Source organism: Acinetobacter sp. AOR01_HL (genome assembly GCF_027855455.1).
In the GTDB taxonomy this organism is placed as follows: domain Bacteria; phylum Pseudomonadota; class Gammaproteobacteria; order Pseudomonadales; family Moraxellaceae; genus Acinetobacter; species Acinetobacter baumannii.
The window spans coordinates 112,804-138,670 of the sequence record NZ_JAKTIM010000058.1 but is presented as its reverse complement, the minus strand read 5'-3'; the positions used below and the strand labels follow the sequence as shown (position 1 = coordinate 138,670).

The window sequence follows — 25,867 nt, the reverse complement described above, 5'->3', positions numbered from 1 at the left end:
AGGCAGCCTCAGCAAAATCATCTTTTAAACGAGAGTATAACAATAGTCGGCTTTGATTTGTTAGGCAATATGGGTGTATGGGCTTTTTTCATTAATCCGGCTCGAACCTTTGTATAAGATCACTTTATTTGATAATGATTTTCATTTATTATTTGACTTATAACATTTTCTTAACTTTATTATGCTTAAATCTTTTTTCTTTTTATCTTGTAATTTCTTTCTAGGCTCTTTAATAAGTAGTTCCGTTTTGGCTCAAGCCCCTGTAAAAAATCAATCAAAAATCGATTTTCACAACAATCAGGCCCAGTTCCAAATCAAATCTAAAAATACTGGACATGAATACCTTATTCAAATTTATAAACCACCTGTTGCCCCACCCCAACATGGTTATCCGGTACTTTACATATTAGATGGTAATGCAACATTTCCAAGCGCAATGAATATTGCCCAGTCGATTGGAGCAGGCTCTGCAAAATTAGGTTTAGATCCGCTCATTATTGTAGCTGTGGGCTATCCTCAGCAAAAAACCTTTGATGTGCAAAAACGCGCTTATGATTACACCCCAAAACCTTCTGCCGAGTTTCAAGCGCAAGGTAAATATAAATATGGTGGTGCTGACCAGTTTATTGCTTTTTTAAATAGCGAACTCAAGCCTGAAATCGCTAAACAATTTCCAATTAATAGCCAACAGCAAAGTCTCTATGGGCATTCTTTTGGAGGGTTGTTTGTGCTTTATCATTTTTTTCAAAAGCCTACTGCCTTCCAACGTTACTTTGCTGCAAGCCCTTCTCTCTGGTTTGATCAAGGCATGTTATTTCGAGAATTAGAACAATGGCAAAGTCAAAAGCAAACCGTGTTCCCAATGCTGATGACGACAGTCGGTACACATGAACAAGGTGGGCCACATATCCAGTTTAATCAAAGAATTAATAAAGACGATTTCTTTAAAGTCTTAGAAAATAAACGTTCAGACCAATTTACTTATTGGCATTTCAATAATCCTGCTGAACAGCATATCACCAATTTGTATGCGAGCTTACCTAAAGCGCTTATGTTTGCTTCATGCCAAAATCTAGAATGCTGTAAATCTTTATTCGATGAACCATCGCAGAAAACAGCTAAATAATAAAAAAAAGCCTACTCAAAGGTAGGCTGTTTTTGAAACTATTATTAAGCTTTGCCGATTAATCCACGTGCTACGATTTCTTTCATAATTTCATTTGTACCGCCGTAAATACGTTGAATACGGGCATCTACAAAGAAGCGTGAAATTGGATATTCAGTCATATAACCATAACCACCAAACAGTTGTAATAGGTTATCCGCAACCTTCATTTGCATATCTGTACTAAAACTTTTCAGTGCTGCAGCCGTCTCAACATCAAGTTTACCTTCTTGATATAAAGCAACATTTCGCTCATAGAAAGCTGTTGTCGCAAGCTCATCAATTTTTGCTTGCGCTAAAACAAAACGAGTATTTTGGAACTGTGAAATAGGTTGACCAAATGCATGACGTTCTTTTACATAAGCGGTTGCCAAATCAATTGCACCACGAATAGCGCCGACCGCTGTCGATGCGATAGCCGTACGTTCGCGCGGTAATTCTTGCATTAAATAAGCAAAACCTTGTCCAGCTTGTCCGAGTAACTGGTTTTTAGGAACCTTAACATTGTCAAAAAATAGCTCAGATGTGTCTTGAGAATGCAATCCGATTTTGTCGAGGTTAGTTCCTTTTTTGAAACCTTCTAGGTGAGTATCCACCAATAATAAAGATACACCTTTCGCACGCGCTTGAGGATCGGTTTTTACTGCAAGCACTACAAGGTCAGCATGTTGTCCATTTGAAATAAACGTTTTAGAACCATTTAGCAAATAATGGTCATCTTGCAAAATGGCACTGGTACGCATTGACTGTAAGTCCGAACCGGCACCCGGTTCTGTCATACCAATTGCTCCGACTACTTCACCTGTTACCATTTTCGGTAACCAGTATTGTTTTTGTTCTTCGGTCCCAATATGTAAAATATAAGGCGCTGCAATCTCAGAGTGACAAGAAATCGCTGTTGATAATGCACAAAAACCAGCACGAGCCGATTCTTCAACTAACATTAATGAATAATACGTCGGGACGCCATAACCACCATATTCTTCTGGAACATCCACACATAAAAAGCCATTTTCGCCCAGTTGAGACCAAACTGAACGCGGCATAATTCCTTCACGTTCCCATTGGTCATAATGTGGAGCAATATGCTCATTCATAAAACGTTTAAAATTATCACGGAATAATTCTAAATCTGCATCATATGCCAACATAATATTTTCCTTCGGCTTTATTGTTTTATCGAATCTCATTGCTGTGCATGCTAATCATTTTTTACACAACTGTCATGGCTTAGCTGCTCATTTAAACTGTACTTTTCAGTCAGCCAATAAAAAAGGAAGCCAAAGCTTCCTTTTTTTATATAGGTAGATCCGAATTAATCTAAACCTTCTGCAACCTGAGGATTTTTTGGAGCCAACATTTTTCTGTCAACTTCATCTGGGTTGTTTAAAGCATCATTGAGCTTATCTTTATCTAAAGCACCCACCCATTTTGCAACTACAATCGTTGCCAAAGAGTTACCAACAAGATTGGTTAAAGCACGTGCTTCTGACATGAAGCGGTCAATACCTAAAATCAATGCCAAACCAGCTACCGGAATATGTCCTACTGCAGATAAAGTTGCTGCCATAACAATAAAGCCAGAGCCTGTTACACCCGCTGCACCTTTAGATGAGATTAGAAGTACCAACAACAAAGTAATTTGATGTTGAATATCAAGCTGTGTATTCGTTGCCTGAGCAATAAAGATTGCAGCCATAGTCAAATAGATTGATGTACCATCAAGGTTAAATGAATAACCTGTTGGAATAACTAAACCAACAACCGACTTTTCACAACCTGCAATTTCGAGTTTACGTAACATGCGAGGCAAAACAGATTCAGAAGAAGATGTACCAAGTACAATTAATAGTTCTTCACGAATCAGGCGAATCATTTTCAGAATACTGAATCCACTAATGCGGCTGATTGTACCCAAAATTAAGAAAATAAAGAGTAAACACGTAATATAGAAGCAGATAATAAGCTGGCCTAACTGTACCAGTGAACCTACACCATATTTACCGATAGTAAACGCCATTGCCCCAAATGCACCAATTGGCGCAAGCTTCATAATCATGTTCACAATGTTAAAGAACACGTGTGCAATTTGATCAATTAACTTTAAAACTGGGCGTCCTGCATCACCTAACTTATGAAGCGCAAAACCAAATAGTATTGCAAAAAGAAGGACCTGTAAGATTTCACCATTTGCAAATGCACCAACCACCGTATCTGGGATGATATGCATCAAGAAATCAATGGTAGATTGTGACTCACCAGAAGTAACGTATTTTTGGATACCTGAAGTGTCCAGAGTTGCAGGATCAACATTCATTCCTACGCCTGGCTTTGCAATGTTAATCACCACAAGGCCAATCAGAAGCGCGATTGTTGAAACGATCTCGAAGTATAACAACGCAACACCGCCAGTTTTACCAACTGACTTCATGCTTTCCATACCAGCAATACCACTCACTACTGTACAGAAAATAACAGGTGCGATGATCATTTTAATCAAACGAATAAAAGCATCACCTAATGGCTTGAGTTGCTCACCTAAACCTGGAATATGTTGTTCAACACCATTAACAATTTGCGTTGTACTTGGTGAGAAATGCCCTACCAAAACACCCGCAATAATCGCAATAATCACTTGAAAATAAAGTGATTTATAAATCGGTTTTTTAGCCATAACTTTACTTCAATCTATATTTCCAAGTCCGTTGGAAATATCAAAATGAAACGTCTATTCTTTACGAATACACAGCCCTAACCTTTCACATGAACACCGCAAAAGGGAAACGGTTTTTTAGAAACAAAAACCTTCCTACTACCTCAATGAAAACAAAAAACTGTTTTCTAAAACAGGAGAATACCTGAAGTTTCTAACTACTTTGAGTAGCTAGAAATAACCTCTTACTTTTTCAATAAAAAGCTGAAGATATAGGAGAATCACAGAAAATTATGATATGAGTGCTCAAAAAAGCACATGAAGTTTACTCGAATTAAATCACGATTCGATTAAAATTTTGGCTAATACGCACAAAAAATACTCATGCAGCCTTAAGACTTTAGTATGAGAAACACTTTTGATATTTTTTCATCAGTTTTTTATGTCATATTGATAAGTCCTTGTAGACATTTCATTTTGAGCTGCCTACTCCCCTTACTTTTACTGTTTTGAATTGCCATGAATACTAAACGTAATATATATAAAGATGCTGAACATCCCTTTGCTCAATATGTCCGTATTTTAGGTAAGGGGAAAACTGGATCTCGCTCACTGAGTTATGAAGAAGCCTATCAGGCTTTTACTATGATTTTAAAAGGCGAAGTTCTTGACGTTCAGTTGGGTGCTTTTTTAATGCTGCTACGTGTTAAAGAAGAATCTATTGATGAACTTGCAGGTTTTGTACAAGCCACAAAAGACCAGCTTCATTTTGCACCTTTAGAAGTTGACTTAGATTGGTCATCTTATGCCGGTAAGCGTAAACATTATCCTTGGTTTTTATTAGCGGCTCTTACCCTTGCTCATCACGGTTATAAAATCGTAATGCATGGCGCTTCCGGACATACCATTAACCGAGTTTATACCGAACAAGTTTTGGAATATTTAGATTATAAAATTTGCCATTCTGAACAAGAAGTTCGTACCCAATTGGCAGAACAAAATTTCGCTTACTTACCGCTAGATGTGATTTCACCAGTTTTAAGCGAATTAATATCTCTAAGAAATGTCATGGGATTGCGTTCACCTATTCATACTTTAGCCCGTTTAATTAATCCTTTTAACGCTAAAGCCACCTTACAAGCCATATTCCATCCTGCTTACAGAACTTCACATCAGCATAGTGCACTTCGCTTAGGCTATCAAAATAGCGCAGTTATTAAGGGCGAAGGCGGCGAATTCGAGCGAAACCCAGACGCGAAAACACTCATTTGTGGTATTAAAAATGGCGAACTCTATGAGCATGAGTTGCCAAAGCTTACGCCTGAACGTAGCCCAATTGAAGAAGAGTTAGACTTAGCAACCTTTAAAGCTGTCTGGCTTGGGCAACAGCATCATGAATATGGGGAAATGGCCGTAACAGAAACCATGGGTATTGCGTTATATACCATGGGTGTGGTTTCTAATTTCGAGGAAGCGATGCAAAAAGCAAAAGTATTATGGGAAACACGAAATTTAAGCAATCTTAATTCGTAGTTAACAAATGCTATCGTGAAGGTCGACATGGATGTCGACCGTATCACTGCGATACAGGAAGTATCGTCAGTGATACAGAGGATTTTTGGTTACTTTTGATCCTTCAAAAGTAATAAAAGCCTATATGCTATAACTTATGAAAAACATGCTATATAAGGCTGTATGGAATAACCAAAAATAATTTTTCTATCTTATTAAGTTTTAAACAAAACGAATCGGTTTAAATTCAGGCTCATGCTTGTGATGATCATCTTCACAAACCTCACCCTCTTCTTTTGTACCACGGTCAATATAACCACTACGCTGTTCTTCTGGTAAGTTCTTTAACTCCCAAGCAATAACAGCTTGCATACATGTTTCACGCTGTTCTTTCGTTAAAGCAACACCATTTGGCCATTTACCAATTTCTACTGCTGTTTTTAAACGCTCTACAATCTCAGGGTTTAAAACAGATAGCATTTGTTCAATATTCATGATTCATCTCTTTGAAAAGATTCAAAATCTTGGTTCCAACCCAATTTGGTACGACAAGCCATATAGAAATCATAACCAGGTGGGTGTAATAAACTTAATTTAAATGGGTGTTTGCGGATGTGCAAACTATCACCGACATTGAGAGAGACACTATGTTGTCCATCTGCACTTACCATCGGTAATACCCGATTTTCGCGAATGACGATTTTAATTTCACTTTGCCCACCAACTACGATTGGGCGTGAAGATAATGTATGGGGATGCATAGGAACTAATGCAATAGCATCCATACTAGGATGTAAAATTGGACCACCACCTGATAAAGCATAAGCAGTTGAACCGGTTGGTGTCGAAACAATTAAACCATCACTATGCTGGCGATAAACATATTGCCCATCGATATTGAGTTCAAAATCGATCATATGTACCGACTTACCAGAGTGTAGTACGACATCATTTAAAGCAATTGCATCATAAATGACTTCCCCATTGGTACGTACTTCCATTTCAAGCAAGAAACGGCGATCAAGTTGGAAATGACCTTGTAAAACCTGATCAAGCTTAAAAATAGCTTCCGAAGGCTTAATATCGGTTAAAAAACCTAAACGTCCACGGTTAATCCCGATCACAGGCGTATTGTAGCGCACTAAAGCTCTGGCTGCATGAAGCAATGAACCGTCACCACCTACAACAATCACCAGATCAGCGACTTCACCTAATAAGTGACGACTAACGACTTGCGCATGATCATAGGGCACTAATTCGGCAGTTTCCTGATCAAAAATGGGGTTTAGGCCTAAACTTAGCAAATGGTCATGAATTAAACATAGTGTTTCTACAACTGATGATTTATCTGGTCGACCAATTAACCCGACGTTTCTGAAGGACTTATGTGAAATTTGCACGAATGAGTAAGCTCCGCTGCGATTCTACGCTATCATAACATTAACCAGATTAATTTAAAAAAACATAACAACAAGATACTGTAAAATTCAATCTAAGTTTTCCATTTATTCACAGTTTTATCATTGCAAATTGATGACAAGCTATCGCATCATTAACGCATTGTTTAGGGTTTTATCTCATTTATATGAAGTTTGAACGTGGTATCGGTTTCTTCGCGCTAATTTTTTCCATTTTGGTGATTGGTGCTTTTATTGCTCTTAGTATCTATCTGATTCGTTTAGATAATATTATACGTGAAAAATTTGAAGGACAACGCTGGGACATTCCGGCCAAGGTGTTTGCTCGACCTTTGGAAATTTATAATAATGCGCCAATTACTCAAGCAAATTTCACCCAAGAATTAAAATTACTAGGTTACAAAACTTCAAGTAATTATGACAAGTCTGGAACCTATGTTGCTCAAGGCAGCAACATGTATGTCCATACACGTGGTTTCGACTATGGCGACAGCGTAGAGCCTGAACAGGTTTTAGAATTGAGTTTTGCAAACGACCAAGTTGTAGAAGTTCGCAGTACAAAACCTTCATCAACTGGAGTTGCCCGTTTAGAACCTTTATTAATTGGGGGCATTTATCCTCAACATAATGAAGACCGCGTTTTGATTAAGCTTAATAGTGTTCCTAAACCACTTATTGAAGCTTTAATTTCTACAGAAGACCGTAACTTTTATCATCACCACGGTATTTCGATTCGTGGTACAGCACGTGCTTTGGTAAGTAATGTAACTGGAGGACGTCGCCAAGGTGGTTCGACCCTCACCCAACAGTTAGTCAAAAACTTCTATCTAACCCCTGAACGCACACTTAAACGTAAAGTTAATGAAGCATTAATGGCTTTACTTATTGAGTTGCATTACAGCAAAGATGAAATTTTAGAAGCATATTTAAATGAAGTGAATTTAGGTCAAAACGGTAACTATTCAATCAATGGTTATGGATTGGCCTCTCAGTTTTATTTCGGTTTACCACTACGTGAGCTTAATGTTGCACAACAAGCTTATTTAGTCGGTTTGGTTCAAGGTCCATCTTTATATAACCCTTGGAAAAACCCTGAAGGGGCAAAAAATCGTCGCGATACAGTATTAAATAACATGCGTGTCATGGGGTATTTAACTCAAGCAGAGTATGAAACTGAAATTGCGCGCCCTTTAAATGTTCTAAGCAAGCCAAGCCTAGGTCCAGCAAAATTCCCTGACTTTTTAGATATTGTGCGTCGTCAATTACGTACCGAATATCAGGAAAGTGATTTAACCAATCAAGGATTACGTATTTTTACGACCTTGGACCCAATTGCGCAAACACAAGTTCAAAATGCCTTTAAAGCTTCTGTAGAGCGCTTAGCTAATAGCAACCCTGCTCGCTTGAAAAACCTGCAAGGGGCTGTACTGATTGCCCATCCTGAAAATGGCGAATTAATTGCAGCTGTCGGGTCAACACAAGACTTTACCGGCTTTAACCGTGCCTTAGATGCAAAACGCCAAGTCGGTTCTTTATTGAAACCTGTCATTTATTTGAGCGCAATTGAATCTGGACGTTATAACTGGGCAAGCCAGATTGAAGACGCTCCAATTAGCGTTCCAGTAGACGGCGGTAAAAGCTGGACACCGAAGAACTATAGCGGCGGTGGTCATGGAATTGTGAGTTTAAGTGAAGCCTTAGCAAATTCTTATAACCTTTCTGCTGTGCGCTTAGGTCAAGAGTTTGGGTTATCTACATTTACCAACAATTTAAGAAAATTTGGTGTTGAATCGACAATCCCGGCCTACCCTTCTATTTTCCTTGGTGCAGTTAATATGTCACCAATGGAAGTACTGGGTATTTATGAAAACTTTGCTACAGGCGGTTTCAAATATCCGACTCGTGCGATTCGTTCTGTTGTAGATGCAAATGGACGTTTACTTGATCGTTATGGTCTAAACGTACAACAAACCATTGATCCATCTGTCGGTTATATCATGAACTATGGTTTACAACAGGTCATGTCATCAGGTACAGGACGTGCAGCCTATAACAGCTTATCTCCAGCTTTAAAATTAGCGGGTAAATCAGGCACGACTAACGATACACGTGACTCATGGTTTGCCGGCTATTCAGGTAATCATGTTGCAGTAGTATGGTTAGGTTTAGATGACAATAAAGTAACTGGTTTAACAGGTTCATCTGGTGCATTACCAGTATGGATTAATGTGATGAAACAATTACGCCAGACACCAGTAAACTTACGTCAACCAGACTCTGTACAGTGGCAATGGATTGACCGTGCATCGGGTGACTTATCGGCACAAGCTTGTGATGGTGCCATGTATATTCCAATGCTAGCGCATACAGTCCCACATCGTGCTACGCCATGTGGAGCACCGTATTATCAAGTTGATCCAACATATACGCCACAAAGTGATAACACAATTCCTGAGCCTCAGGATGATAATACTGACAGTTATATTCGTGAAAGTGAAAACCAGATGGAACAAGATCTGTCGAATAACACACGAATCATTTCAAGTGGTAGTTATAACAACTAAGCGTTAACAGGAAACAGGATATGTTAAAGAAAGGTGTTTTTTATATTGGTGCTGTACTTATGGTCGGCTGTACAACTTTACCAGATCATTCAGCTCCAAAAGAGAAAACACCTCCTGTTTCTGAAAAGAAGAAGTCCGAGTCCTCATCTGGTGTAAAAATTACACCTTATGATCATCCGGAAATTCAACGTAAAAGTTTACAAGTGATTGTTCCTCAGCAGAAAAAGCCGCAACGCTTTAATGATGATGGAAGCCAGTTACCCGCTTTTAAAACTTTAATGCAAAAAACCGAGCAGGCTTACAAAAACCAACAATGGTCCGAGGCTGAGCGCTACGCTCTTCAAGCACAGCGTTTAGCGCCACAGGCAGCCGAGACCTATTTATTTCTGGCATTAACTGCAAATCATAAACAGCAATATTCTAACGCTGAGTCTCTTGCAAGACGTGGTTTAAGCTTTGCGCAGAGTCAAGCCATGAAAAAACAACTTTGGTTGGTCATTTTAAAAGCTGGACAACAGCGCAATAACCCAAAAACTGTTCAAGAAGCACAACAAGCATTGAAAGCTTTCTAGCTTTTAATGCTTTATTTCTTATTAAAAATTACGAATACCCGCCAAGCCATATGCACCATGTTGTTGTGCTGTGGCTAAATCATCAGGACTCATGCCTCCCAAAGCAAATACGGGAATTTGGCACTTCTCGATTAAATCAGCAAAACGATCCCATCCTAATGCACTAACGTCCGGATGAGTAGCCGTCACTTTTACAGGACTAACAAAAACAGCATCACAGCCAATTTGCTGAGCATGTTGTAAAGAAACTGCATCGTGACAAGCAGCAATAAAACGTATTCCTACCTCTAAGTCACCTTTATGTAAACTCATGAGCTGAGATTGTTTTAAATGAACAGTCTTGATCTGTTTTTTTAATTCGGAGTTCAATTGATGCCAAATATCTACATTTATAATTAAATTTGATCGTTGCCCTTCATCTAAGGCCGTTAATTGTTCTACTTCTCGCGGGCCAAATTCATCTTCTATACGCCAATACAATAAAGCATCACTATTCTCTACAGATGTAAGTGTATGGCTAATTTTAATAAAATGAGGCCAATACAATCTTTTAATAATGTCTTTATTGGCTTTCGGGAAATTTAATTGAAGTAGCTGTTCACGTGTATACCATGTCCAAGGCTGATGGATAAGATTTAATAACTCATCAGGTACATAACTATGGAACAAATGAAGGTTGACAATAATGTCATCATATTCATGGTGAATATAATCAAATTGATGCCAATCTTTTAAACCAATACCGACTTCTTCATAAATTTCACGACGGCAGGCTTCTTCAGGCGTTTCACCCTGCTCTACCTTTCCACCAGGAAACTCATGCTTTCCACCTTGATGCTGCTGTTCACCACGCCATCCCACTAATATTTTTCCACGATGAATTAAGATAGCTATTGCAACATCGACAATCGGTTTGGGCATTTTTCTACTCACTAAAATTTTTCACAAGTGTAAGCAAATTTTATCAATTTATAAAATCTTTAAAATCTCATTGACAGATCTATTCGATAATGATTATCATTTAAATCGTTCAAGAATATACCACGGAGCACAACAAATGAACGCACCTTTTAGCTTATTTACACGCAATACAGATTCAGCTCATGCCTTACCAATGCTGCATTCTAACAACCTATTCGCCTTAGGTCGTGAAATTCGAATTATGCATGCTGGCGAGGAATATCGTTTACGCCTTACTCGCAATAACCGTCTCATTTTAACTAAATAAGAACGATCCTCGCGTTTCAATAATATTCGTGGGAAAACAAAAAATGGATAGCATGGGCAACCATGCTATTTTTGTATTTCACGGTTAAAAGGCAGTATTACTTCAACTTTTAAGCCACCTTGGCTTGCATGCATAAAATGTAATTCCCCACCATGGAGTTGAATAATTTTTTTAGTAATTGATAACCCTAATCCTGAGCCTTGTTGCTTTGTTCCTAATACACGAAAAAAACGCTGTCCTAAACGCCTTAAGACCTCATCATCCACACCATTCCCAGTATCTTCTATAGAGATCTTCAATTTTTGCTGGTACTGGCTTAGCTCGACATGAATAGTACCTAAAGCCGGACTATAACGAATAGCGTTATCAAATAAATTTCTAAAAGCAATAAACATGAGCTCTTCATTTGCAAATGTTTTGGTTTCATTTGACTGAATATTTGTCTCAATTACCATTTGTTTGGCTTGTGCATCAATATTTACTGTATCTATCACTCTGGCTAATACATGATTTAAATCAACGACACTCTTAGAGAGTTCTAATTGCTCTGTTTCATTAGGTTCCAAGCGAGCGAGTAACAATAAATTTTCCAGTATTTTCGTACTTCTTGAAACGTCTTCTTGAATACGCTCAAAATCATGATCAAGCTCTGGAATATGCTGATATTTCCGTTGCAACACCTGAAGACGCATTTGTATGGCTGATAAAGGTGAACGTAGTTCATGTGAAGCATCTGCAGTAAAACGCTGTTCAGCAACCAGTGCCCTTTGTAGCCTTGCAAGTAGCTGATTTAAAGCATCAATCACAGGCTGAATTTCTGTAATAACATCTGGTTCTTGAATTGGCTCTAAGTTTGAGGCAGTTTTTTGAGCAATACGTTTAGAGAGTAAATTCAGCGCAGCCAATTGTTGCTCGGTACGCCAACTTACAATAACCCACTGTAGTAACCAGAACAGCACCATAAGGCCGCTATATCCAGCTAGTGCTTTCAATACCTCTTCAATGCGTGTACTGATAGGCTGAAAAACTTCAACTTGTAGCTCTGAATCTTCTTGTTGTGCAGCCAGACTACGCCATAATTGGCTATCAAACCAAAAATATGAAAAACCTTCTGATAAATTACCTTTTTCAAAAAGTTCATGCTGATAGGTATGAGAATGGGTAAGCACCTGACCTGTATCTAATAACTCATATTGAATATCAAACTCATCACTCAGCTCATCAAACTGCTTCATCGAGTGTTTAGAAAGGTCAGAAACCAGTAAGGTATCTGAAATTTCATCCATGATTTCATCTTGTACTGACATGTTGTGATAAATCGAAAATATGGTGAGTAAACTTAATGCCAGTAGCCCCACCACAATACTGCTCCACATGGTGGTTTTAACCAGTTGTGACTGCAAGGATGAACGATTTGATCTCATTTTAAGTCTCCCATACGGTAGCCGAGCCCCCGTATGGTTTTAATACTGCTGCTTCCGATTTTCTTTCGAAGCTGATAAATAAAAACTTCGATTGCGTTACTCTCGATTTCCTCGCCCCATGCATAAAGTGCTTCTTCTAATTGATCACGGGTAATAATATGCTCAGGATGAACCATAAGTTTACGTAATATTTGAAATTCTTTTGCTGTTAAATCGATAGTCTTACCAGCAGATAATACAACTTTCGCTTGTGTATCAAGTTGCAAATCACCCCACGTTAAAATCGATTGCTGACTCAGAGTTTGTTTACGTAATTGAGCGCGGATGCGAGCCGATAATTCTTCTAGGCTAAATGGTTTAACCAAATAATCATTTGCACCTAAATCAAGCCCTTCTACGCGGTCATGAATACTGTCGCGTGCGGTAATAAAAATCACGGGAACGTTTTTTTGTTTGTGGCGGATGGTTGTTAAAACTTTTTCACCAGTCAGTTGGGGCAAGCCCCGATCAAGCAAAATACAGTCATAATCATGCTGCTCAATTGCTGTAAGGGCATAATCACCACGTTCTACCCAGTCTACTTGATAACCGTCTAATTCTAACCATGATTGAATACTTTCAGCTTGAGAGCGATCATCTTCTGCAAGCAAAATTCTCATCTGTTTTTCCTGTTATATCCTGATTGGATGTTGCCAAGTCTTTATAAAAAAAGCAAAGCCGCATGATTTAAATGCGGCTAAAAGGAATAAATGTAGAAATTAATTTATTAGAACTGGACCTGATCTACATCAATTTCTACACGTTTTAAAGGCTTATAATCTATGTCTACTTCACCAATTAAAGTCACATTTGTATTGGCTGAAACAGGACGTCCTTGCCAAAGCTCATCATCTACATCAATTGTAATGCTACCGCTCTTATCGCGGAATTGATATTTTTCATCGCCTAAAGATTTTACGACCTGACCATGTAATTTTACAGGTGTATTATCTTTTGATGCTAAAGCTTGTTTCACTGTAGTAACTGTCGCTGGAGCAATAGCTGCCTGATTCACAGGTGTATTTGCTACAACCACACCCGCAGTTGCCATACCCGCAGTCATCAAAATTACTTTAAGCATTTTCATAAAATTACCCTCTGTTATTTGGTTTACCCTTGGAATAAAACAATTACACCATCGGTAGATGAGGTGAATCTTAAGAAAAATTTAATTTAATGGAACAACCCGCAGCACCTCTTCCAAGGTGGTCAAACCTTCAATAACTTTGCGAGCTCCTGCAATTCTTAAAGGCTCTACACTTTCTTTTTTAGTTTGGCTTCTTAATTCATTTAATGTCGCATGACTGCTAATAAGATGCTTAAGCTCAAGACTAACTGGCATAAACTCATAAATGCCGATTCGACCTTTATAACCCGTATGCCGGCACTCTTCACAACCTACTGCCCGATAAACTTTTTCTGGCATTTCCATAATGTAGTCAAATGTTAGGTGCTGCCATTCCTCCTCATTAATATGAGTTTGTTGTTTGCAGTGCGGGCAAAGCTTACGCACTAAGCGCTGCGCTAATACACCTAAAATAGTCGCGGCTGTTAAAAATGGTTGTACACCTAAATCATGTAAACGGGTCAAACTAGACGGCGCATCATTGGTGTGTAAAGTTGATAATACTAAATGGCCCGTGAGTGCAGCCTGAATGGCCATATTCGCAGTATCTTGGTCACGAATTTCCCCAATCATAATAATGTCTGGGTCTTGTCGCATAAGCGCACGCACACCATCTGCAAAGCCCAGTTCAATTGCATGATTGACCTGCATTTGGTTAAAACTAGGCTCTAGCATTTCAACCGGATCTTCAATGGTACAGACATTGACCTGCTCGGTTGCAAGCTGTTTTAAAGAAGAATATAACGTTGTAGTTTTACCAGAACCTGTTGGCCCCGTAACCAAAATAATGCCGTGACTATTTTGCGTAATACGCTGCCATTGCTGTAATAAAGACTGGTCAAAACCCAATTGCTGAAAGGAACGTACTAACACATCTGGATCAAAAATACGCATAACCAGTTTTTCACCAAACGCTGTTGGTAAGGTAGATAGACGTAGTTCGGTTTCTTGTCCTTTCGGCGTACGTGTTTTTAATCGACCATCTTGCGGTTTACGCTTTTCTGCTACATTTAGCCGCCCTAAAATTTTAATCCGAGAAATCACGGCAGTCAGGGTATTTGAAGGCATGTTATAAATGGTATGTAAAACACCATCGATACGGAACCGAACTTTGCCATTGTCTTTACGCGGTTCCATGTGAATGTCACTGGCGCTCTGTTCAAATGCAAATTGCAATATCCAGTCGACCAATTTCACAATATGCTGATCATTGGCATCAGGGTTTTGGCTATCACCAAGTTGTAAAAGCGCCTCTACACCTTTGTTATCACGGTCATGAGCCGCATCTTTTTGAGCTGAGTTTACTGCTCGGCTGACTTGATAATATTCTCTTAAATAACGTTGTAATTGCTCGGGGTTGAGAAATACCCGTTCAATTTTTTTGGGTGCTAAACTCTTCTCTAAATTATTTAGCCAGTCTGTTTGAAAAGGCTGGTCTGTTCCTATCACAATCCGGTCCGCATGGACTTCTACCGCTAAAATATGATTACGGATCGCAAACTCTTGCGACATGACTTGAGTTAAAGCACTCACATCTGCCTTTAAAGGATCAATCACAAATAAAGGTAATTGCGCCCGATCTGCAAACCATTGGCACAGACGGTTTAAACTTAAATGTGCTTGTACATGGTGCTGGTCTTTTAGATTAAAATGCGCAATCCACTGTAATGGATGCCATTTCAACTGATCTTTTTGTCTATTTGTGGTTTGTACAAGTAACTTATCTCGTTCAGTGATACGGCCTTCTTGTAATAGTTGTTCTAGACACCAATGTGTGTCTATTTCTACATGTATATTCATGTGTTTTCCCCAATATATTTTTATAATATATCAGAGAAGTTTTAGATTTAGCCTGTCTAAAAAAACCAAGTTTAGCTTTTAAATATCTTTGAACTTCAAATAATTAATCCAATTCTCAACTTAGTATTTTTTTGTGTCATAGATCATATTTATAAAGATGCTTATTGTGATAGTTTGATTAAAAAAGAGACTAGGCTCAATACAAGAAAAAGCATAAACTGAAATGGAATACATGATTTATAAATGGCTGATATCTACATATAACAATAAACCAAAGAGGAAGTATTATGAATCTTCCAATGACAATGTCATTACAAACCGTATCTTTTGAAGAGTTTATTACCACCATTGCGGCTGCATTAGGCTGCGGCTTATTGGTAGGTCTGGAGCGCGAACGAAGTAAGTTAAAACACGAATATAAAACTTTCGCAGGTTTTCGTTCTTTTGCAATTAGTTCCCTACTTGGAGCAATTTGTTTTTTATTTGGTCCCGCAATCGGGATTGTAGGCGCTCTACTTATAGGCGCGATCAGTATCGTATCTCTTAAAAATCAGCCAAATGACCCCGGTGTCACCACAGAACTTGCCTTTATTATGACTTACTTCATTGGGGCACTTTGTATCTGGAATATTTCGTTAGCTGCAGGACTCGCCGTGATCATGACGATTATCTTATTGGCAAAACAATCAATGCACGGCATTGCCAGTCAATGGATTACCGAATCGGAATTGCGCGACGGGATTTTTTTACTTGCTCTACTTCTAATTGCTTTACCTTTAGTTCCCAATAAACCTTTTTGGGGACCCGTTCTAAACCCACATGTGATTTTAAAGTTACTGACGTTGATTTTATTTGTACAAGCCCTCGCACATATTGCAAAGCGGCTTTTATCCTCTAAAAATGCCTTATTACTTTCTTCTTTAGCCTCGGGTTTTGTTTCAAGTACTGCCACTATCGCGAGTCTAGGCTTAGAAGTACGCTCTGGTCGCGCGAATGCAAAAACAAATGCAGGTGCAGCATTAATGTCATGCGTTTCCACATTGGTACAAACCTTAATTATTGTCATCGGTATAAGTTTGGCATGGTTCAAACTCATTATATTTCCAACACTCATTGCATTGGCTTTTTTAGCGGTATGGGCTTTCATCTTATTACGTAAGGCAGAACCAAGTACGACTTCATCTGAACTCGATACCAGAATGTTCAGCTTAAAAGAAGCGATTATTATTGCCGGGACACTTACGCTCATTCAGGCAGGGGTTTATGGTCTAAGTCTATATTTAGGTAATGCAGGCTTAATCGCAGGGACACTACTTGCCTCTTTGTTCGAAATACATGCCGCTATTGCAGCAGTGATTGTACAAGGTGAGCCAAATAACTCTCAGACATCTTTATTAATCGCGTTCATGGGTGGCTTTGCTGTTCATGCAATTGCCAAGAGCATTAACTCTGCCATTTCTGGTGGACTGCATTATGCCCTTGCTTTCATACCTGCCCAAATTTTGCATATGACAATATTTATTGGCTTGCTCTGGATGAACATACATTGGTTCTAAATAGCTTTATTACACGAGCGATGTGCCTTTCACCATATCAACAACTGTAATGACATTGCCATTAACTTTAAAATGAATATCAAAATTCGAAAATTTCATTTTATAGACTCGTTCAGGGTCTTCTTGATAGGCAGGTCTAGGATCTAATGACAATACTTGTTCTAATTCATCAAGATATTGTGCATTAATTTCTTTATTTTTAAAAAGAGACTGCTGGGTAGACAATGCATTTTCAGACCACAAGACCGATTTTCGTTCTGGTTCGGCCTGCGCATAACCACTTTGAGCATCAACGATTGCATCTGAATATTGAATATAAGGCTTAATATCTAAAATTGGCGTGCCATTTAATAAATCACTGCCAGTAACATAAACTCTTAATGATTTACCGACTTTTTCAACCTTGTTTAAACGTACTACAGATAAGCCTATAGGCGCCGGACGATACATACTACGCGTTGCAAACACACCTATTTTTTCATTGCCCCCTAGACGTGGTGGGCGAACTTGAGGCCGAAACTTAATTGCAGTCTCCTGATTTTTATTGTCATGAAACTGCCAGATGAGCCAAATATGACTAAATTGTTCAATTCCCTCAAAAGCTAATAAGTCATTATAAGGTTCTACCATTTCGATATAAGACTCGATATTGACCAAATTAGGCTGACGTGGAATACCAAATTTTTCTCGAAAAGGTGAGCACATGTGCCCGACTATTGGGAGGGTGACAGAATTCATCATCACTTTTTCTTATAAACACAATTAAATATATTCAGTTTATCGGGAATGAAATTAGATTAGAATAGCAACCTGTTTTCTTTTAATCGTGATCGAGACCTTTAATGGCTGCTTTTAACGTTGAACGCATTACTCATGTGCACCACTGGAATGACACCCTTTTCAGTTTTAAAACTACACGCGACGCTAGCTTACGTTTTAAAAATGGTCAGTTCGTGATGATCGGACTTGAAGTGAATGGCAAACCGTTAATGCGTGCATATTCGATTGCAAGTGCGAACTACGAAGAAGAGTTAGAATTCTTCTCGATTAAAGTACAAGACGGTCCTTTAACTTCGATTTTGCAAAAAGTACAAGTTGGCGACGAAATTTTAGTTTCTAAAAAACCAACAGGTACATTGGTTCATGATGACCTTTTACCTGGTAAAAACTTGTATCTATTATCTTCTGGTACTGGTCTTGCTCCATTCTTGTCAATTATTCGTGACCCAGAAACTTACGAACGCTTTGAAAAAGTAATCGTAGTTCACGGTACGCGTTATATTTCTGAATTAGCTTATCAAGACCTAATCTTGAACGAATTACCAAACAATGAGTTCTTTGAAGAATTAGGTATTAAAGACAAACTAGTTTACTACCCTACCGTTACTCGTGAACCTTTCCATACTCAAGGCCGTGTAACAACTGCAATTGAAACTGGCGCTTTATTTGAGAAAATTGGTTTACCACGTTTCAACCGTGAAACTGACCGCGCAATGCTTTGTGGTAGCCCTGCATTCTTGAAAGATGTTGCTGCGTTACTTGACCAACACGGTTTAGTTGAATCACCTCGTATGGGTGAAATGGGCGACTATGTCATTGAACGTGCGTTCGTAGAAAAATAAGATTTTTCTAATTAAAAAACCGAGGCAAAGTCCTCGGTTTTTTATTTCTGTTTTTACAACTTAATCGTACCGTCAATACAAGTAACAGCAGCTCCACCCACTAAAATTTTATCTTGATGTAATTCAAGTTGAAGCTGTCCTTCACGCCCTAAAGCTTGCCCCTGAGAAGAAAGCACCACATCATTTTGCGCAGGCAAAATACCATGGTAACGAATGAAAGATGCCACACTACCATTACCGCTACCACAAACAGGATCTTCGTTAACTCCATATGCCGGAGCAAATGAACGAACTTCTATGCGCTTTTGCTCATTACTTTCTTCATAAAATCCATAAATTGTAGAGCCTGTTACTTTCATATCTAAACTAAATTGCTTTAAAGCGTTTAGATTAGGCTGACTTGCCAAAACAGCCTCAGCATTAACAGCTTGCAATACAACCCAGCGGGCTCCGACATCTACCAATGCGGCATTCCATTGAGTATTGATTTTACATTTTAAAATCTGGGCCAACTTCTCGGTTTGCAGTGCATCTAATGGTGTAATTTTAGGTGTAGGTAACTCAAAGGAAATATGATTTGAGTCATTCACGGTCAATGTCATCAAACCAGCAGCGCACTGCTGTACCAGCTGACCTTCTTTCGCTTTAATTAGACCTGCCTCAAGCAAAGCATAGGCTGTACCAATGGTAGGATGTCCTGCAAACGGCAACTCGCTTTGTGGAGTAAAGATTCGAACCTGATAGTCAGCTTGTGAATCAGTGGCTGGCAATACAAATGTGGTTTCAGAAAGATTGGTCCAGTTCGCAATGGCTTGCATCTGCTCAGACGTTAAAGTACTGGCGTCCATAATGACTGCAACAGGATTACCTTTAAATGCTTGTGAAGTAAAAACATCAACTTGTTTAAATGCGACAACAGACATAGACCACTCCTACTGATTTTATAATTTAAAATATGGCTTTAAATCCTCACCATTTTTTGATCTTACTGTTTTATTTTTAATGGTCACAGTATCAGTTAATATGAAAAATAATAGACACAGTTCTTAAAACTAAATCCTCCATTAAAAGCATTAAACTAAATTAATCACAATGTTTGAGATAAATATGAGATCACTATAAAGTGTATCCATTGCTTTTGCTTTTTAATAAATTGACATGTACAAATATAAAAAAGTGAGTGATGACCTTACTCTTCAAATTCAGAATGGCAGGCAACCTGTCGGTTCTCGGTTGCCATCAATTCGAGACTGTGCCCAACATTATCAAGTTAGTATTAACACCGTAAAAGAAGCTTATCGGAAGCTTGAAGACCAAGGTTTAATTTCTGTTCGCCCCCAGTCTGGCTACTATGTTTGTCATGCACCTTCAAACTTATTAGAACTCGAAGAGCGTTATGTCAGTGAAGAAAAAGTATCTCTTTCAGGAATTAGCTGTTTTCTCGCACAAATTGTTAAAAAGCAAATGGACCCCGACTATGTCAATTTAGCCCTAGCTTGCCCTTCTGGGGAAAATTTTTATCCAATTGAACGCTTAAAACGCTTAACTGCTCAAGTTTTACGGACACAGTCAGATATTTTTAAAAGCTATACCTTGCCGCCCGGTTCGATACGTTTACGTACTCAAATTGCTAGGCGAAGCTTACAGTTAGGTATGTTTCTTTCAGCAGATGATATTGTGCTCACTCATGGCACGATGGAGGCTTTAAGTCTCGCGATTATGGCAACCACCCAAGCAGATGACAGCATAGCGCTTGAGATCCCTACTTTTCATAACTTATATCCACTTCTGCAGAATTTAGGACGAAAAATTGTAGAAGTGCCTACTTCGCCGCATACAGGGATGTGCCTAGATGCACTTGAAGAACTGTTAAAATCTCAAAGCGTACAAGCCATATTAACTATTCCAACAGGACATAATCCTCTTGGTTTTAGCATGCCTGAAAACAACCGACATCGTTTAGCAGAGCTCGCTAATCAATTCCAAATTCCTGTTATTGAAGATGCGATGTATGCCGAATTACAACTCACCGAGCCTCTTTTGCCCAACGTTAAGGCATTTGACCAAAATGGATGGGTTTTGGTCTGTGGCAGCTACACCAAAACTGTGGCACCCGACTATCGAATTGGTTGGCTAGAAGCTGGACGCTTCCGTAATATTGTGCAGCAGCTTAAATTTACAACCACTGTTGCCGAGCCAGCTTTACTCACAGAAACGTTGGGACTTTTTTTAGAAAATGGCGGATATGATCTACATTACGTCAGCTCAAAAAACGCTATCAACAACAAATTGACACCATCAAATCTTATATTTGTCGTTATTTTCCAGTCGGTACTCGAGTCAGTCGTCCACAAGCGGGATTTATTTTATGGTTAGAGCTACCCGAATCAATTGATACCCTAGAACTGTTTCATCAGGCCATGGATGAAAAAATCTTATGTATGCCGGGAATTTTGTGCTCGGCTGATAAACGTTTTAGTCATTGTTTACGTATTGCAGCTTGTTTTGAGTTAAATCCTAAAATGTTAAATGCTTTGATGCGTTTAGGAGAGTTAGCAAAAAATATGCTACCTGTACAAAAAGCTATAGATCAAATCCCTACTAATTCAGTAGGTTGAATCGAAAATATAGAGTTAATAAAATAAAACCATATATTTTTTATGCCTTTTATTTTATGAAAACCGAACTTCTCTCTCCCGCAGGTTCACTTAAAAACATGCGCTATGCATTTGCCTATGGTGCAGATGCCGTATATGCAGGACAACCACGTTATAGCTTACGTGTACGTAATAATGCTTTTGACCATGACAATTTAAAAATCGGAATTGATGAAGCGCATGCTTTGGGTAAAAAGTTTTATGTTGTGGTGAATATTCAGCCCCATAACAGCAAATTAAAAAACTTTATTCGTGATCTTGAGCCGATTGTAGCTATGCAACCAGACGCTCTTATTATGTCTGACCCAGGCTTAATTATGATGGTGCGTGAGCATTTTCCTGATATGCAAATTCATTTGTCGGTTCAAGCCAACGCTATTAATTGGGCCACTGTTAAATTTTGGAAAGATTACGGTTTAAGCCGTGTCATTTTATCTCGTGAGTTATCATTAGAAGAAATCGAAGAAATCCAGCAACACGTCCCAGATATTGAACTCGAAGTTTTTGTACATGGCGCACTATGCATGGCCTACTCAGGCCGTTGCCTACTTTCTGGTTATATGAACAAACGTGATGCCAACCAAGGTGCTTGTACCAATGCTTGCCGTTGGGACTATAAACTGCATGAAGCCCAAGAAGATTTAAACGGCGATGTAATTCCAGTCACTCAGCTAAATACACCAGAAAAGTCTTGCTGCTCATCAGGACAATCAGAAACAACCTCGGTTCAAACTTTACTCGTACAACGTAATGATGAAGAAATGTTTGCTGCCGAAGAAGATGAACACGGCACCTATTTTATGAACTCCAAAGATTTACGTGCAGTACAACATGTAGACCGTTTAACAAAAATGGGCATCGCCTCACTGAAAATTGAAGGCCGTACTAAATCCTATTTTTATTGTGCCCGTACTGCTCAAATTTATCGAAAAGCCATTGATGATGCATTAGCAGGTAAACCTTTTGACCCAAGCTTAATGACCCAACTCGAAGGGTTGGCAAATCGCGGTTATACCGAAGGCTTTTTAAGACGGCATGTACATAGCGAATATCAAAACTATGCTGATGGATCATCACATTTCGACTACCAACAATTTTGTGGAGAGGTTGTAGAACGTCACGGTAATTATATTCGGATTGAAGTTAAAAACCGTTTTGTGGTGGGCGACTCACTTGAGCTGATGACGCCTCAAGGCAATATCACCTTTAACTTAACCGAAATGCGCGATTTAAAAGGTAACCCAATTACAGATGCTAAAGGTTCGGGGCATTTTGTTGAGATTCCACTCTCACAAGAGGTTGATATCAGTTATGCCCTACTCATACGCAACTTGCCGCATGCAAAAGAAAGTATTACTGCATCTACATTGGCTTATTCAGCGAGTTAAATATGGCACTTTTAATTACGAGTGACTGCATCAATTGTGATATGTGCTTACCGGAATGCCCCAATACAGCTATTTTTGAAGGGAGCAAAGTTTATGAAATCGATCCGCTTCGTTGTACGGAGTGCGTAGGCTTTTACGATGCGCCAACATGTAAGGCTGTTTGCCCAATCGATTGCATTAAACAAGACCCTGCACATATTGAAAACAAAGAACAATTATTAGAGAAATTTAAAGGCCTGAATTTAATCGGCTCATTCTCTTCTTAAAACCATTTAGAGGATCAAGTTAAAATCGCTGATCCTCTTTTTATGACTATGCTGCCCAGCTATTAAATAAATGAAGAAATGGTCTAGAGCATATTGCTAGTGATAAAATCAATTTATCAGTTTAGTTCCATTTACTGGTACTTTTGTACCAAAAAAATTGAACAATCGTTAAAACTGGTCAAACTATATCAACATCTCATGTAGATTGATTAAAACCCTTTCTGGCGCAGCTTCCCATGTCTTATCTTTATTTAGCAATTGCGATTGCTTGTGAAGTTATTGCAACTTCAGCATTAAAAGCATCTCAAGGTTTTACTGTTCCAATTCCGTCTATTATTACGGTTGTGGGTTATGCAGTTGCTTTTTATTTATTATCTCTTACGCTCAAAACAATTCCGATCGGGATTGCCTATGCCATTTGGTCAGGCGCAGGTATTATTTTAATTTCTGCAATTGGCTGGATATTTTACAAACAACATTTAGACTTAGCTGCCTGCATTGGTTTAGCTTTAATGATCGCAGGCATTGTGATTATTAATGTGTTTTCTAAAAACACCCATCTATAAAATATAATAAAAAGCAACCGAGTATGCTGAGAAGCTTTTTAAAAAATTTCATCATACTCGGTGTCAGCAGCTTATTTTAAACTGCCCGTCAAAAATTGCTTTAAACGTTCACTTTTCGGGTTATTGAGTACTTCATCAGGATGGCCCTGTTCCTCAATTTTTCCTTGATGCAAAAAAATCACCTGATTAGATACATGACGCGCGAAGCCCATTTCATGTGTCACTACAATCATGGTACGTCCTTCTTCAGCCAAGCCCTGCATTACTTTTAGTACTTCACCTACCAACTCTGGGTCAAGCGCACTGGTTGGTTCGTCAAACAACATCACTTCCGGTTCCATAGCCAAAGCACGAGCAATCGCTACACGTTGTTGCTGACCACCAGATAAAAATGCTGGATATTTACTTTCAACACTTTCAGGTAATCCCACTTTACGTAGATATTTGCGCGCACGTTCTTCCGCTTCAGAACGCTTTACTCCAAGTACATGGATTGGCCCTTCAATGACATTTTCCAGTACTGTCATGTGAGACCATAAATTAAAGTGCTGAAATACCATCATCAGCTGGGTACGCATTTTTTGTAGTTGCTTTGGTTCAACCACTTTTAAGTTGCCTTTTTTATCAAAGACCGTGCGTAATTTTTCACCATTGAGCTTAATCGTGCCATTGCTCGGTTGTTCTAAAAAGTTGATACAACGCAGCAAGGTACTTTTACCTGAACCAGATGAACCAATAATACTAATTACATCACCGGCATTTGCATCAAGTGATATCCCTTTAAGTACCTCATGATCGCCGAATGTTTTATGTAAATCGCGAATCACTAGTTTTGCAACCTGTTCCATTTATGTCTCCTAATGATTCGATGGCTTTAAAAATGCCAACCAACGTTTTTCCAACTTACGAAATATCCAAATCAAAATAAAAGCCAACACCGCATACAACACCGCAGCAATTCCAAAAGCACTGAAAGTGTCATAGGTTGCCGCATTTACATCACGCGCAATTTTTAAAATGTCGGGAACTGTTGCTGTAAATGCAATGGTTGTGGCATGCAACATTAAAATGACTTCATTGCCGTAAAACGGCAATGCACGGCGTAACATCGACGGAATGATAATACGTGTGTAGAGTTTCCATTTTGACATACCAAAAGCTTGGGCAGCTTCAATCTCACCATGTGGAATAGAACGAATCGCTCCAGCGAAGATTTCAGTGGTATATGCACCAGTATTGAGCGCGAATGCTAAAATGGTGCAATTTATGCCCTCTCGAAAGAATGCATCGAGTGTCTGATGCTCGTGGATATAATCAAAGCTATAAATACCCGAGTAAATAATCAGTAGTTGGATGTACAGTGGTGTGCCACGAAAAATATAAGTAAACAACCAAACTGGACCACGCAACCAGATATTTTCTGATACTCGCGCAAGTGACAAAGGCACAGCAAGCACAAACTCAATACCAATAGAAAGCACCAATAACCAAGCAGTCATCGCCACACCAGTCATTTGTAGGCCATCGGTCCAAAGGTATGACTGCCAATATTGTCGAAGGATTTCAATCATAATTGACCCTTCCTCACACCAGCAGAATAATGACGTTCAAGCCATATTAAGATCAGGTTCGACACTGTGGTAATTGCCAAATAAATGGCAGCAGCGACGATGCTAAAAAAGAACAGTTGCATGGTACTTCTACCCGCATCTTGCGTAATTTTTACAATATCAGTCAGGCCAATAATGGAAACCAGTGCGGTCGCCTTAATCAAAACTTGCCAGTTGTTACCAATGCCGGGCAATGCAAAACGCATCATTTGAGGGAATAATACACGGTGAAAAACCTGCCACGGCGTCATCCCATAGGCCATTGCTGCTTCAATTTGTCCCCTTGGAACTGATTGAAATGCACCACGAAAGGTCTCGGTAAAATATGCACCATAAATGAACGCTAAAGTAATCACACCAGCTACAAATGGGTTGATATCAATTTGGTCCATTTGCAGTGCTTCAGTAATTTGGTTTAAGCCCAACTGCAAGCTATAAAATAACAACAGCATAATCACTAAGTCAGGCACACTACGGATGAGCGTGGTATAGGCGGTTGCAATATAACGTAAGGCTTTAATATTAGAGAGTTTTGAACTCGCACCAATTAAGCCAATAATGACAGAAAGCAAGAGTGATAACAGCGCAAGCTGTATGGTCATCCATGTTCCGCTAAGAAGGAGTGGCCCATAGCCAGAAAAAGACATGACTCATCTTCTCCTTAAAAACAATATCTAATATTGATGAGATGAGAATAGATT

24 protein-coding genes and 1 pseudogene are annotated in these 25,867 nt (G+C 38.9%); 11 read left to right on the top strand and 14 right to left on the bottom strand.

The genetic code is table 11. From position 1 onward, the window contains the following. Positions 1-181 precede the first annotated feature (181 nt). On the top strand, positions 182-1,126 hold the full coding sequence (locus tag MKL62_RS19375; protein WP_005128267.1) for an alpha/beta hydrolase: 945 nt from the start codon (positions 182-184) through the stop codon (positions 1,124-1,126). Positions 1,127-1,170: 44 nt separating this feature from the next. Here MKL62_RS19375 and MKL62_RS19370 read toward each other — a convergent pair whose 3' ends face one another. Next, positions 1,171-2,316, bottom strand: coding sequence for an acyl-CoA dehydrogenase family protein (locus MKL62_RS19370; RefSeq protein WP_000881868.1), 1,146 nt, complete (start codon positions 2,314-2,316; stop codon positions 1,171-1,173). A gap of 164 nt (positions 2,317-2,480) precedes the next feature. Continuing rightward, positions 2,481-3,839: a dicarboxylate/amino acid:cation symporter gene (locus MKL62_RS19365; RefSeq protein WP_001085436.1), complete on the bottom strand. Its 1,359-nt coding sequence runs from the start codon at positions 3,837-3,839 to the stop codon at positions 2,481-2,483. A 498-nt stretch (positions 3,840-4,337) separates the two neighbouring features. Between MKL62_RS19365 and MKL62_RS19360 the strand changes: the two genes are divergently transcribed. Then, entirely contained in the window at positions 4,338-5,351 is a 1,014-nt protein-coding gene (locus MKL62_RS19360; RefSeq protein WP_001093413.1) for a glycosyl transferase family protein, read from the top strand. 201 nt (positions 5,352-5,552) lie between these two features. Here MKL62_RS19360 and MKL62_RS19355 read toward each other — a convergent pair whose 3' ends face one another. Together MKL62_RS19355 and MKL62_RS19350 are read right to left on the bottom strand one after the other, a co-directional pair. Further along, a complete protein-coding gene (locus MKL62_RS19355; RefSeq protein WP_001019667.1) occupies positions 5,553-5,825 on the bottom strand; it encodes a YeaC family protein in 273 nt (90 codons plus the stop codon). Continuing rightward, positions 5,822-6,730 carry an NAD(+) kinase gene (locus tag MKL62_RS19350; RefSeq protein ID WP_001167242.1) on the bottom strand — a complete coding sequence of 303 codons (909 nt, stop codon included), beginning with the start codon at positions 6,728-6,730 and terminating at the stop codon, positions 5,822-5,824. Before MKL62_RS19350 ends, MKL62_RS19355 begins: the two co-directional genes overlap by 4 nt. Before the next feature lie 185 nt (positions 6,731-6,915). Between MKL62_RS19350 and mrcB the strand changes: the two genes are divergently transcribed. Further along, positions 6,916-9,312 (top strand): penicillin-binding protein 1B, encoded by a 2,397-nt coding sequence (gene mrcB, locus MKL62_RS19345; protein ID WP_000667412.1) that lies wholly within the window; start codon positions 6,916-6,918, stop codon positions 9,310-9,312. 20 nt (positions 9,313-9,332) lie between these two features. Beyond that, the gene (locus MKL62_RS19340; RefSeq protein ID WP_000913439.1) at positions 9,333-9,884 is read left to right on the top strand and encodes a tetratricopeptide repeat protein; all 552 of its coding nucleotides are present in this window, start codon (positions 9,333-9,335) and stop codon (positions 9,882-9,884) included. A 21-nt stretch (positions 9,885-9,905) separates the two neighbouring features. Here MKL62_RS19340 and MKL62_RS19335 read toward each other — a convergent pair whose 3' ends face one another. Next, on the bottom strand, positions 9,906-10,805 hold the full coding sequence (locus tag MKL62_RS19335; protein ID WP_002045805.1) for an NUDIX domain-containing protein: 900 nt from the start codon (positions 10,803-10,805) through the stop codon (positions 9,906-9,908). Positions 10,806-10,941: 136 nt separating this feature from the next. On the opposite strand from MKL62_RS19335, the gene hemP reads away from it, so the two are divergent. Further along, on the top strand, positions 10,942-11,112 hold the full coding sequence (hemP, locus tag MKL62_RS19330) for a hemin uptake protein HemP (RefSeq protein ID WP_000993415.1): 171 nt from the start codon (positions 10,942-10,944) through the stop codon (positions 11,110-11,112). 65 nt (positions 11,113-11,177) lie between these two features. Here the strand turns inward: hemP and MKL62_RS19325 are convergent, their stop codons facing one another. The 4 genes from MKL62_RS19325 to MKL62_RS19310 all read right to left on the bottom strand — a co-directional run bounded on the left by MKL62_RS19325 (position 11,178) and on the right by MKL62_RS19310 (position 15,501). Continuing rightward, complete coding sequence (locus tag MKL62_RS19325) at positions 11,178-12,536, bottom strand: sensor histidine kinase (protein ID WP_005128266.1); 1,359 nt, start codon at positions 12,534-12,536, stop codon at positions 11,178-11,180. Then, positions 12,533-13,195, bottom strand: a complete 663-nt coding sequence (locus tag MKL62_RS19320; protein WP_001221456.1) for a response regulator transcription factor — start codon at positions 13,193-13,195, stop codon at positions 12,533-12,535. Before MKL62_RS19320 ends, MKL62_RS19325 begins: the two co-directional genes overlap by 4 nt. 107 nt (positions 13,196-13,302) lie before the next feature. Further along, a complete protein-coding gene (locus tag MKL62_RS19315) occupies positions 13,303-13,662 on the bottom strand; it encodes a NirD/YgiW/YdeI family stress tolerance protein (protein ID WP_000783090.1) in 360 nt (119 codons plus the stop codon). Between the two features lie 81 nt (positions 13,663-13,743). Then, the gene (locus MKL62_RS19310) at positions 13,744-15,501 is read right to left on the bottom strand and encodes a type IV pilus assembly ATPase TfpB (RefSeq protein ID WP_005128264.1); all 1,758 of its coding nucleotides are present in this window, start codon (positions 15,499-15,501) and stop codon (positions 13,744-13,746) included. A 287-nt stretch (positions 15,502-15,788) separates the two neighbouring features. On the opposite strand from MKL62_RS19310, the gene MKL62_RS19305 reads away from it, so the two are divergent. Next, positions 15,789-17,057 carry an MgtC/SapB family protein gene (locus MKL62_RS19305; RefSeq protein WP_005128262.1) on the top strand — a complete coding sequence of 423 codons (1,269 nt, stop codon included), beginning with the start codon at positions 15,789-15,791 and terminating at the stop codon, positions 17,055-17,057. A 9-nt stretch (positions 17,058-17,066) separates the two neighbouring features. On the opposite strand, the gene tsaA is transcribed toward MKL62_RS19305, so the two are convergent. Then, positions 17,067-17,795: a tRNA (N6-threonylcarbamoyladenosine(37)-N6)-methyltransferase TrmO gene (gene tsaA, locus MKL62_RS19300; RefSeq protein WP_005128261.1), complete on the bottom strand. Its 729-nt coding sequence runs from the start codon at positions 17,793-17,795 to the stop codon at positions 17,067-17,069. Between the two features lie 104 nt (positions 17,796-17,899). Here tsaA and MKL62_RS19295 point away from each other — a divergent pair, with 104 nt between their 5' ends. Continuing rightward, the gene (locus tag MKL62_RS19295) at positions 17,900-18,679 is read left to right on the top strand and encodes a ferredoxin--NADP reductase (protein ID WP_000718711.1); all 780 of its coding nucleotides are present in this window, start codon (positions 17,900-17,902) and stop codon (positions 18,677-18,679) included. 53 nt (positions 18,680-18,732) lie between these two features. Here MKL62_RS19295 and MKL62_RS19290 read toward each other — a convergent pair whose 3' ends face one another. Continuing rightward, on the bottom strand, positions 18,733-19,602 hold the full coding sequence (locus MKL62_RS19290; RefSeq protein WP_005128260.1) for a PhzF family phenazine biosynthesis protein: 870 nt from the start codon (positions 19,600-19,602) through the stop codon (positions 18,733-18,735). Positions 19,603-19,831: 229 nt separating this feature from the next. On the opposite strand from MKL62_RS19290, the pseudogene MKL62_RS19285 reads away from it, so the two are divergent. The 4 genes and pseudogenes from MKL62_RS19285 (at position 19,832) to abeS (ending at position 23,556) form a co-directional block, all read left to right on the top strand. Further along, positions 19,832-21,297 (top strand): annotated as a pseudogene (locus MKL62_RS19285) (aminotransferase-like domain-containing protein). Between the two features lie 56 nt (positions 21,298-21,353). Next, complete coding sequence (gene trhP / locus MKL62_RS19280; RefSeq protein WP_000845854.1) at positions 21,354-22,724, top strand: prephenate-dependent tRNA uridine(34) hydroxylase TrhP; 1,371 nt, start codon at positions 21,354-21,356, stop codon at positions 22,722-22,724. A gap of 2 nt (positions 22,725-22,726) precedes the next feature. After that, the gene (locus MKL62_RS19275; RefSeq protein ID WP_005128257.1) at positions 22,727-22,990 is read left to right on the top strand and encodes a YfhL family 4Fe-4S dicluster ferredoxin; all 264 of its coding nucleotides are present in this window, start codon (positions 22,727-22,729) and stop codon (positions 22,988-22,990) included. Between the two features lie 236 nt (positions 22,991-23,226). After that, positions 23,227-23,556, top strand: coding sequence for a multidrug efflux SMR transporter AbeS (gene abeS / locus MKL62_RS19270; RefSeq protein ID WP_000121131.1), 330 nt, complete (start codon positions 23,227-23,229; stop codon positions 23,554-23,556). A 71-nt stretch (positions 23,557-23,627) separates the two neighbouring features. Here the strand turns inward: abeS and MKL62_RS19265 are convergent, their stop codons facing one another. From MKL62_RS19265 to MKL62_RS19255, 3 genes are read right to left on the bottom strand one after another with little or no spacing between them, the layout of a single operon-like run. Beyond that, positions 23,628-24,404, bottom strand: coding sequence for an ABC transporter ATP-binding protein (locus MKL62_RS19265; RefSeq protein WP_000438618.1), 777 nt, complete (start codon positions 24,402-24,404; stop codon positions 23,628-23,630). 9 nt (positions 24,405-24,413) lie between these two features. Beyond that, positions 24,414-25,127 (bottom strand): ABC transporter permease, encoded by a 714-nt coding sequence (locus MKL62_RS19260; protein WP_033523483.1) that lies wholly within the window; start codon positions 25,125-25,127, stop codon positions 24,414-24,416. Next, positions 25,124-25,813 (bottom strand): ABC transporter permease, encoded by a 690-nt coding sequence (locus MKL62_RS19255; protein WP_000010368.1) that lies wholly within the window; start codon positions 25,811-25,813, stop codon positions 25,124-25,126. The genes MKL62_RS19260 and MKL62_RS19255 overlap by 4 nt, the downstream gene beginning before the upstream one ends. Positions 25,814-25,867: the final 54 nt, after the last annotated feature.

Excerpts from the sequence above, each read along its gene's own strand:
- MKL62_RS19375 (WP_005128267.1), top strand. The coding sequence starts at position 182 with ATGCTTAAATCTTTTTTCTTTTTATCTTGTAATTTCTTTCTAGGCTCT.
- MKL62_RS19370 (WP_000881868.1), bottom strand. The coding sequence starts at position 2,316 with ATGTTGGCATATGATGCAGATTTAGAATTATTCCGTGATAATTTTAAA.
- MKL62_RS19365 (WP_001085436.1), bottom strand. The coding sequence starts at position 3,839 with ATGGCTAAAAAACCGATTTATAAATCACTTTATTTTCAAGTGATTATT.
- MKL62_RS19360 (WP_001093413.1), top strand. The coding sequence starts at position 4,338 with ATGAATACTAAACGTAATATATATAAAGATGCTGAACATCCCTTTGCT.
- MKL62_RS19355 (WP_001019667.1), bottom strand. The coding sequence starts at position 5,825 with ATGAATATTGAACAAATGCTATCTGTTTTAAACCCTGAGATTGTAGAG.
- mrcB (WP_000667412.1), top strand. The coding sequence starts at position 6,916 with ATGAAGTTTGAACGTGGTATCGGTTTCTTCGCGCTAATTTTTTCCATT.
- MKL62_RS19340 (WP_000913439.1), top strand. The coding sequence starts at position 9,333 with ATGTTAAAGAAAGGTGTTTTTTATATTGGTGCTGTACTTATGGTCGGC.
- MKL62_RS19335 (WP_002045805.1), bottom strand. The coding sequence starts at position 10,805 with ATGCCCAAACCGATTGTCGATGTTGCAATAGCTATCTTAATTCATCGT.
- hemP (WP_000993415.1), top strand. The coding sequence starts at position 10,942 with ATGAACGCACCTTTTAGCTTATTTACACGCAATACAGATTCAGCTCAT.
- MKL62_RS19325 (WP_005128266.1), bottom strand. The coding sequence starts at position 12,536 with ATGAGATCAAATCGTTCATCCTTGCAGTCACAACTGGTTAAAACCACC.
- MKL62_RS19320 (WP_001221456.1), bottom strand. The coding sequence starts at position 13,195 with ATGAGAATTTTGCTTGCAGAAGATGATCGCTCTCAAGCTGAAAGTATT.
- MKL62_RS19315 (WP_000783090.1), bottom strand. The coding sequence starts at position 13,662 with ATGAAAATGCTTAAAGTAATTTTGATGACTGCGGGTATGGCAACTGCG.
- MKL62_RS19310 (WP_005128264.1), bottom strand. The coding sequence starts at position 15,501 with ATGAATATACATGTAGAAATAGACACACATTGGTGTCTAGAACAACTA.
- MKL62_RS19305 (WP_005128262.1), top strand. The coding sequence starts at position 15,789 with ATGAATCTTCCAATGACAATGTCATTACAAACCGTATCTTTTGAAGAG.
- tsaA (WP_005128261.1), bottom strand. The coding sequence starts at position 17,795 with ATGAATTCTGTCACCCTCCCAATAGTCGGGCACATGTGCTCACCTTTT.
- MKL62_RS19295 (WP_000718711.1), top strand. The coding sequence starts at position 17,900 with ATGGCTGCTTTTAACGTTGAACGCATTACTCATGTGCACCACTGGAAT.
- MKL62_RS19290 (WP_005128260.1), bottom strand. The coding sequence starts at position 19,602 with ATGTCTGTTGTCGCATTTAAACAAGTTGATGTTTTTACTTCACAAGCA.
- trhP (WP_000845854.1), top strand. The coding sequence starts at position 21,354 with ATGAAAACCGAACTTCTCTCTCCCGCAGGTTCACTTAAAAACATGCGC.
- MKL62_RS19275 (WP_005128257.1), top strand. The coding sequence starts at position 22,727 with ATGGCACTTTTAATTACGAGTGACTGCATCAATTGTGATATGTGCTTA.
- abeS (WP_000121131.1), top strand. The coding sequence starts at position 23,227 with ATGTCTTATCTTTATTTAGCAATTGCGATTGCTTGTGAAGTTATTGCA.
- MKL62_RS19265 (WP_000438618.1), bottom strand. The coding sequence starts at position 24,404 with ATGGAACAGGTTGCAAAACTAGTGATTCGCGATTTACATAAAACATTC.
- MKL62_RS19260 (WP_033523483.1), bottom strand. The coding sequence starts at position 25,127 with ATGATTGAAATCCTTCGACAATATTGGCAGTCATACCTTTGGACCGAT.
- MKL62_RS19255 (WP_000010368.1), bottom strand. The coding sequence starts at position 25,813 with ATGTCTTTTTCTGGCTATGGGCCACTCCTTCTTAGCGGAACATGGATG.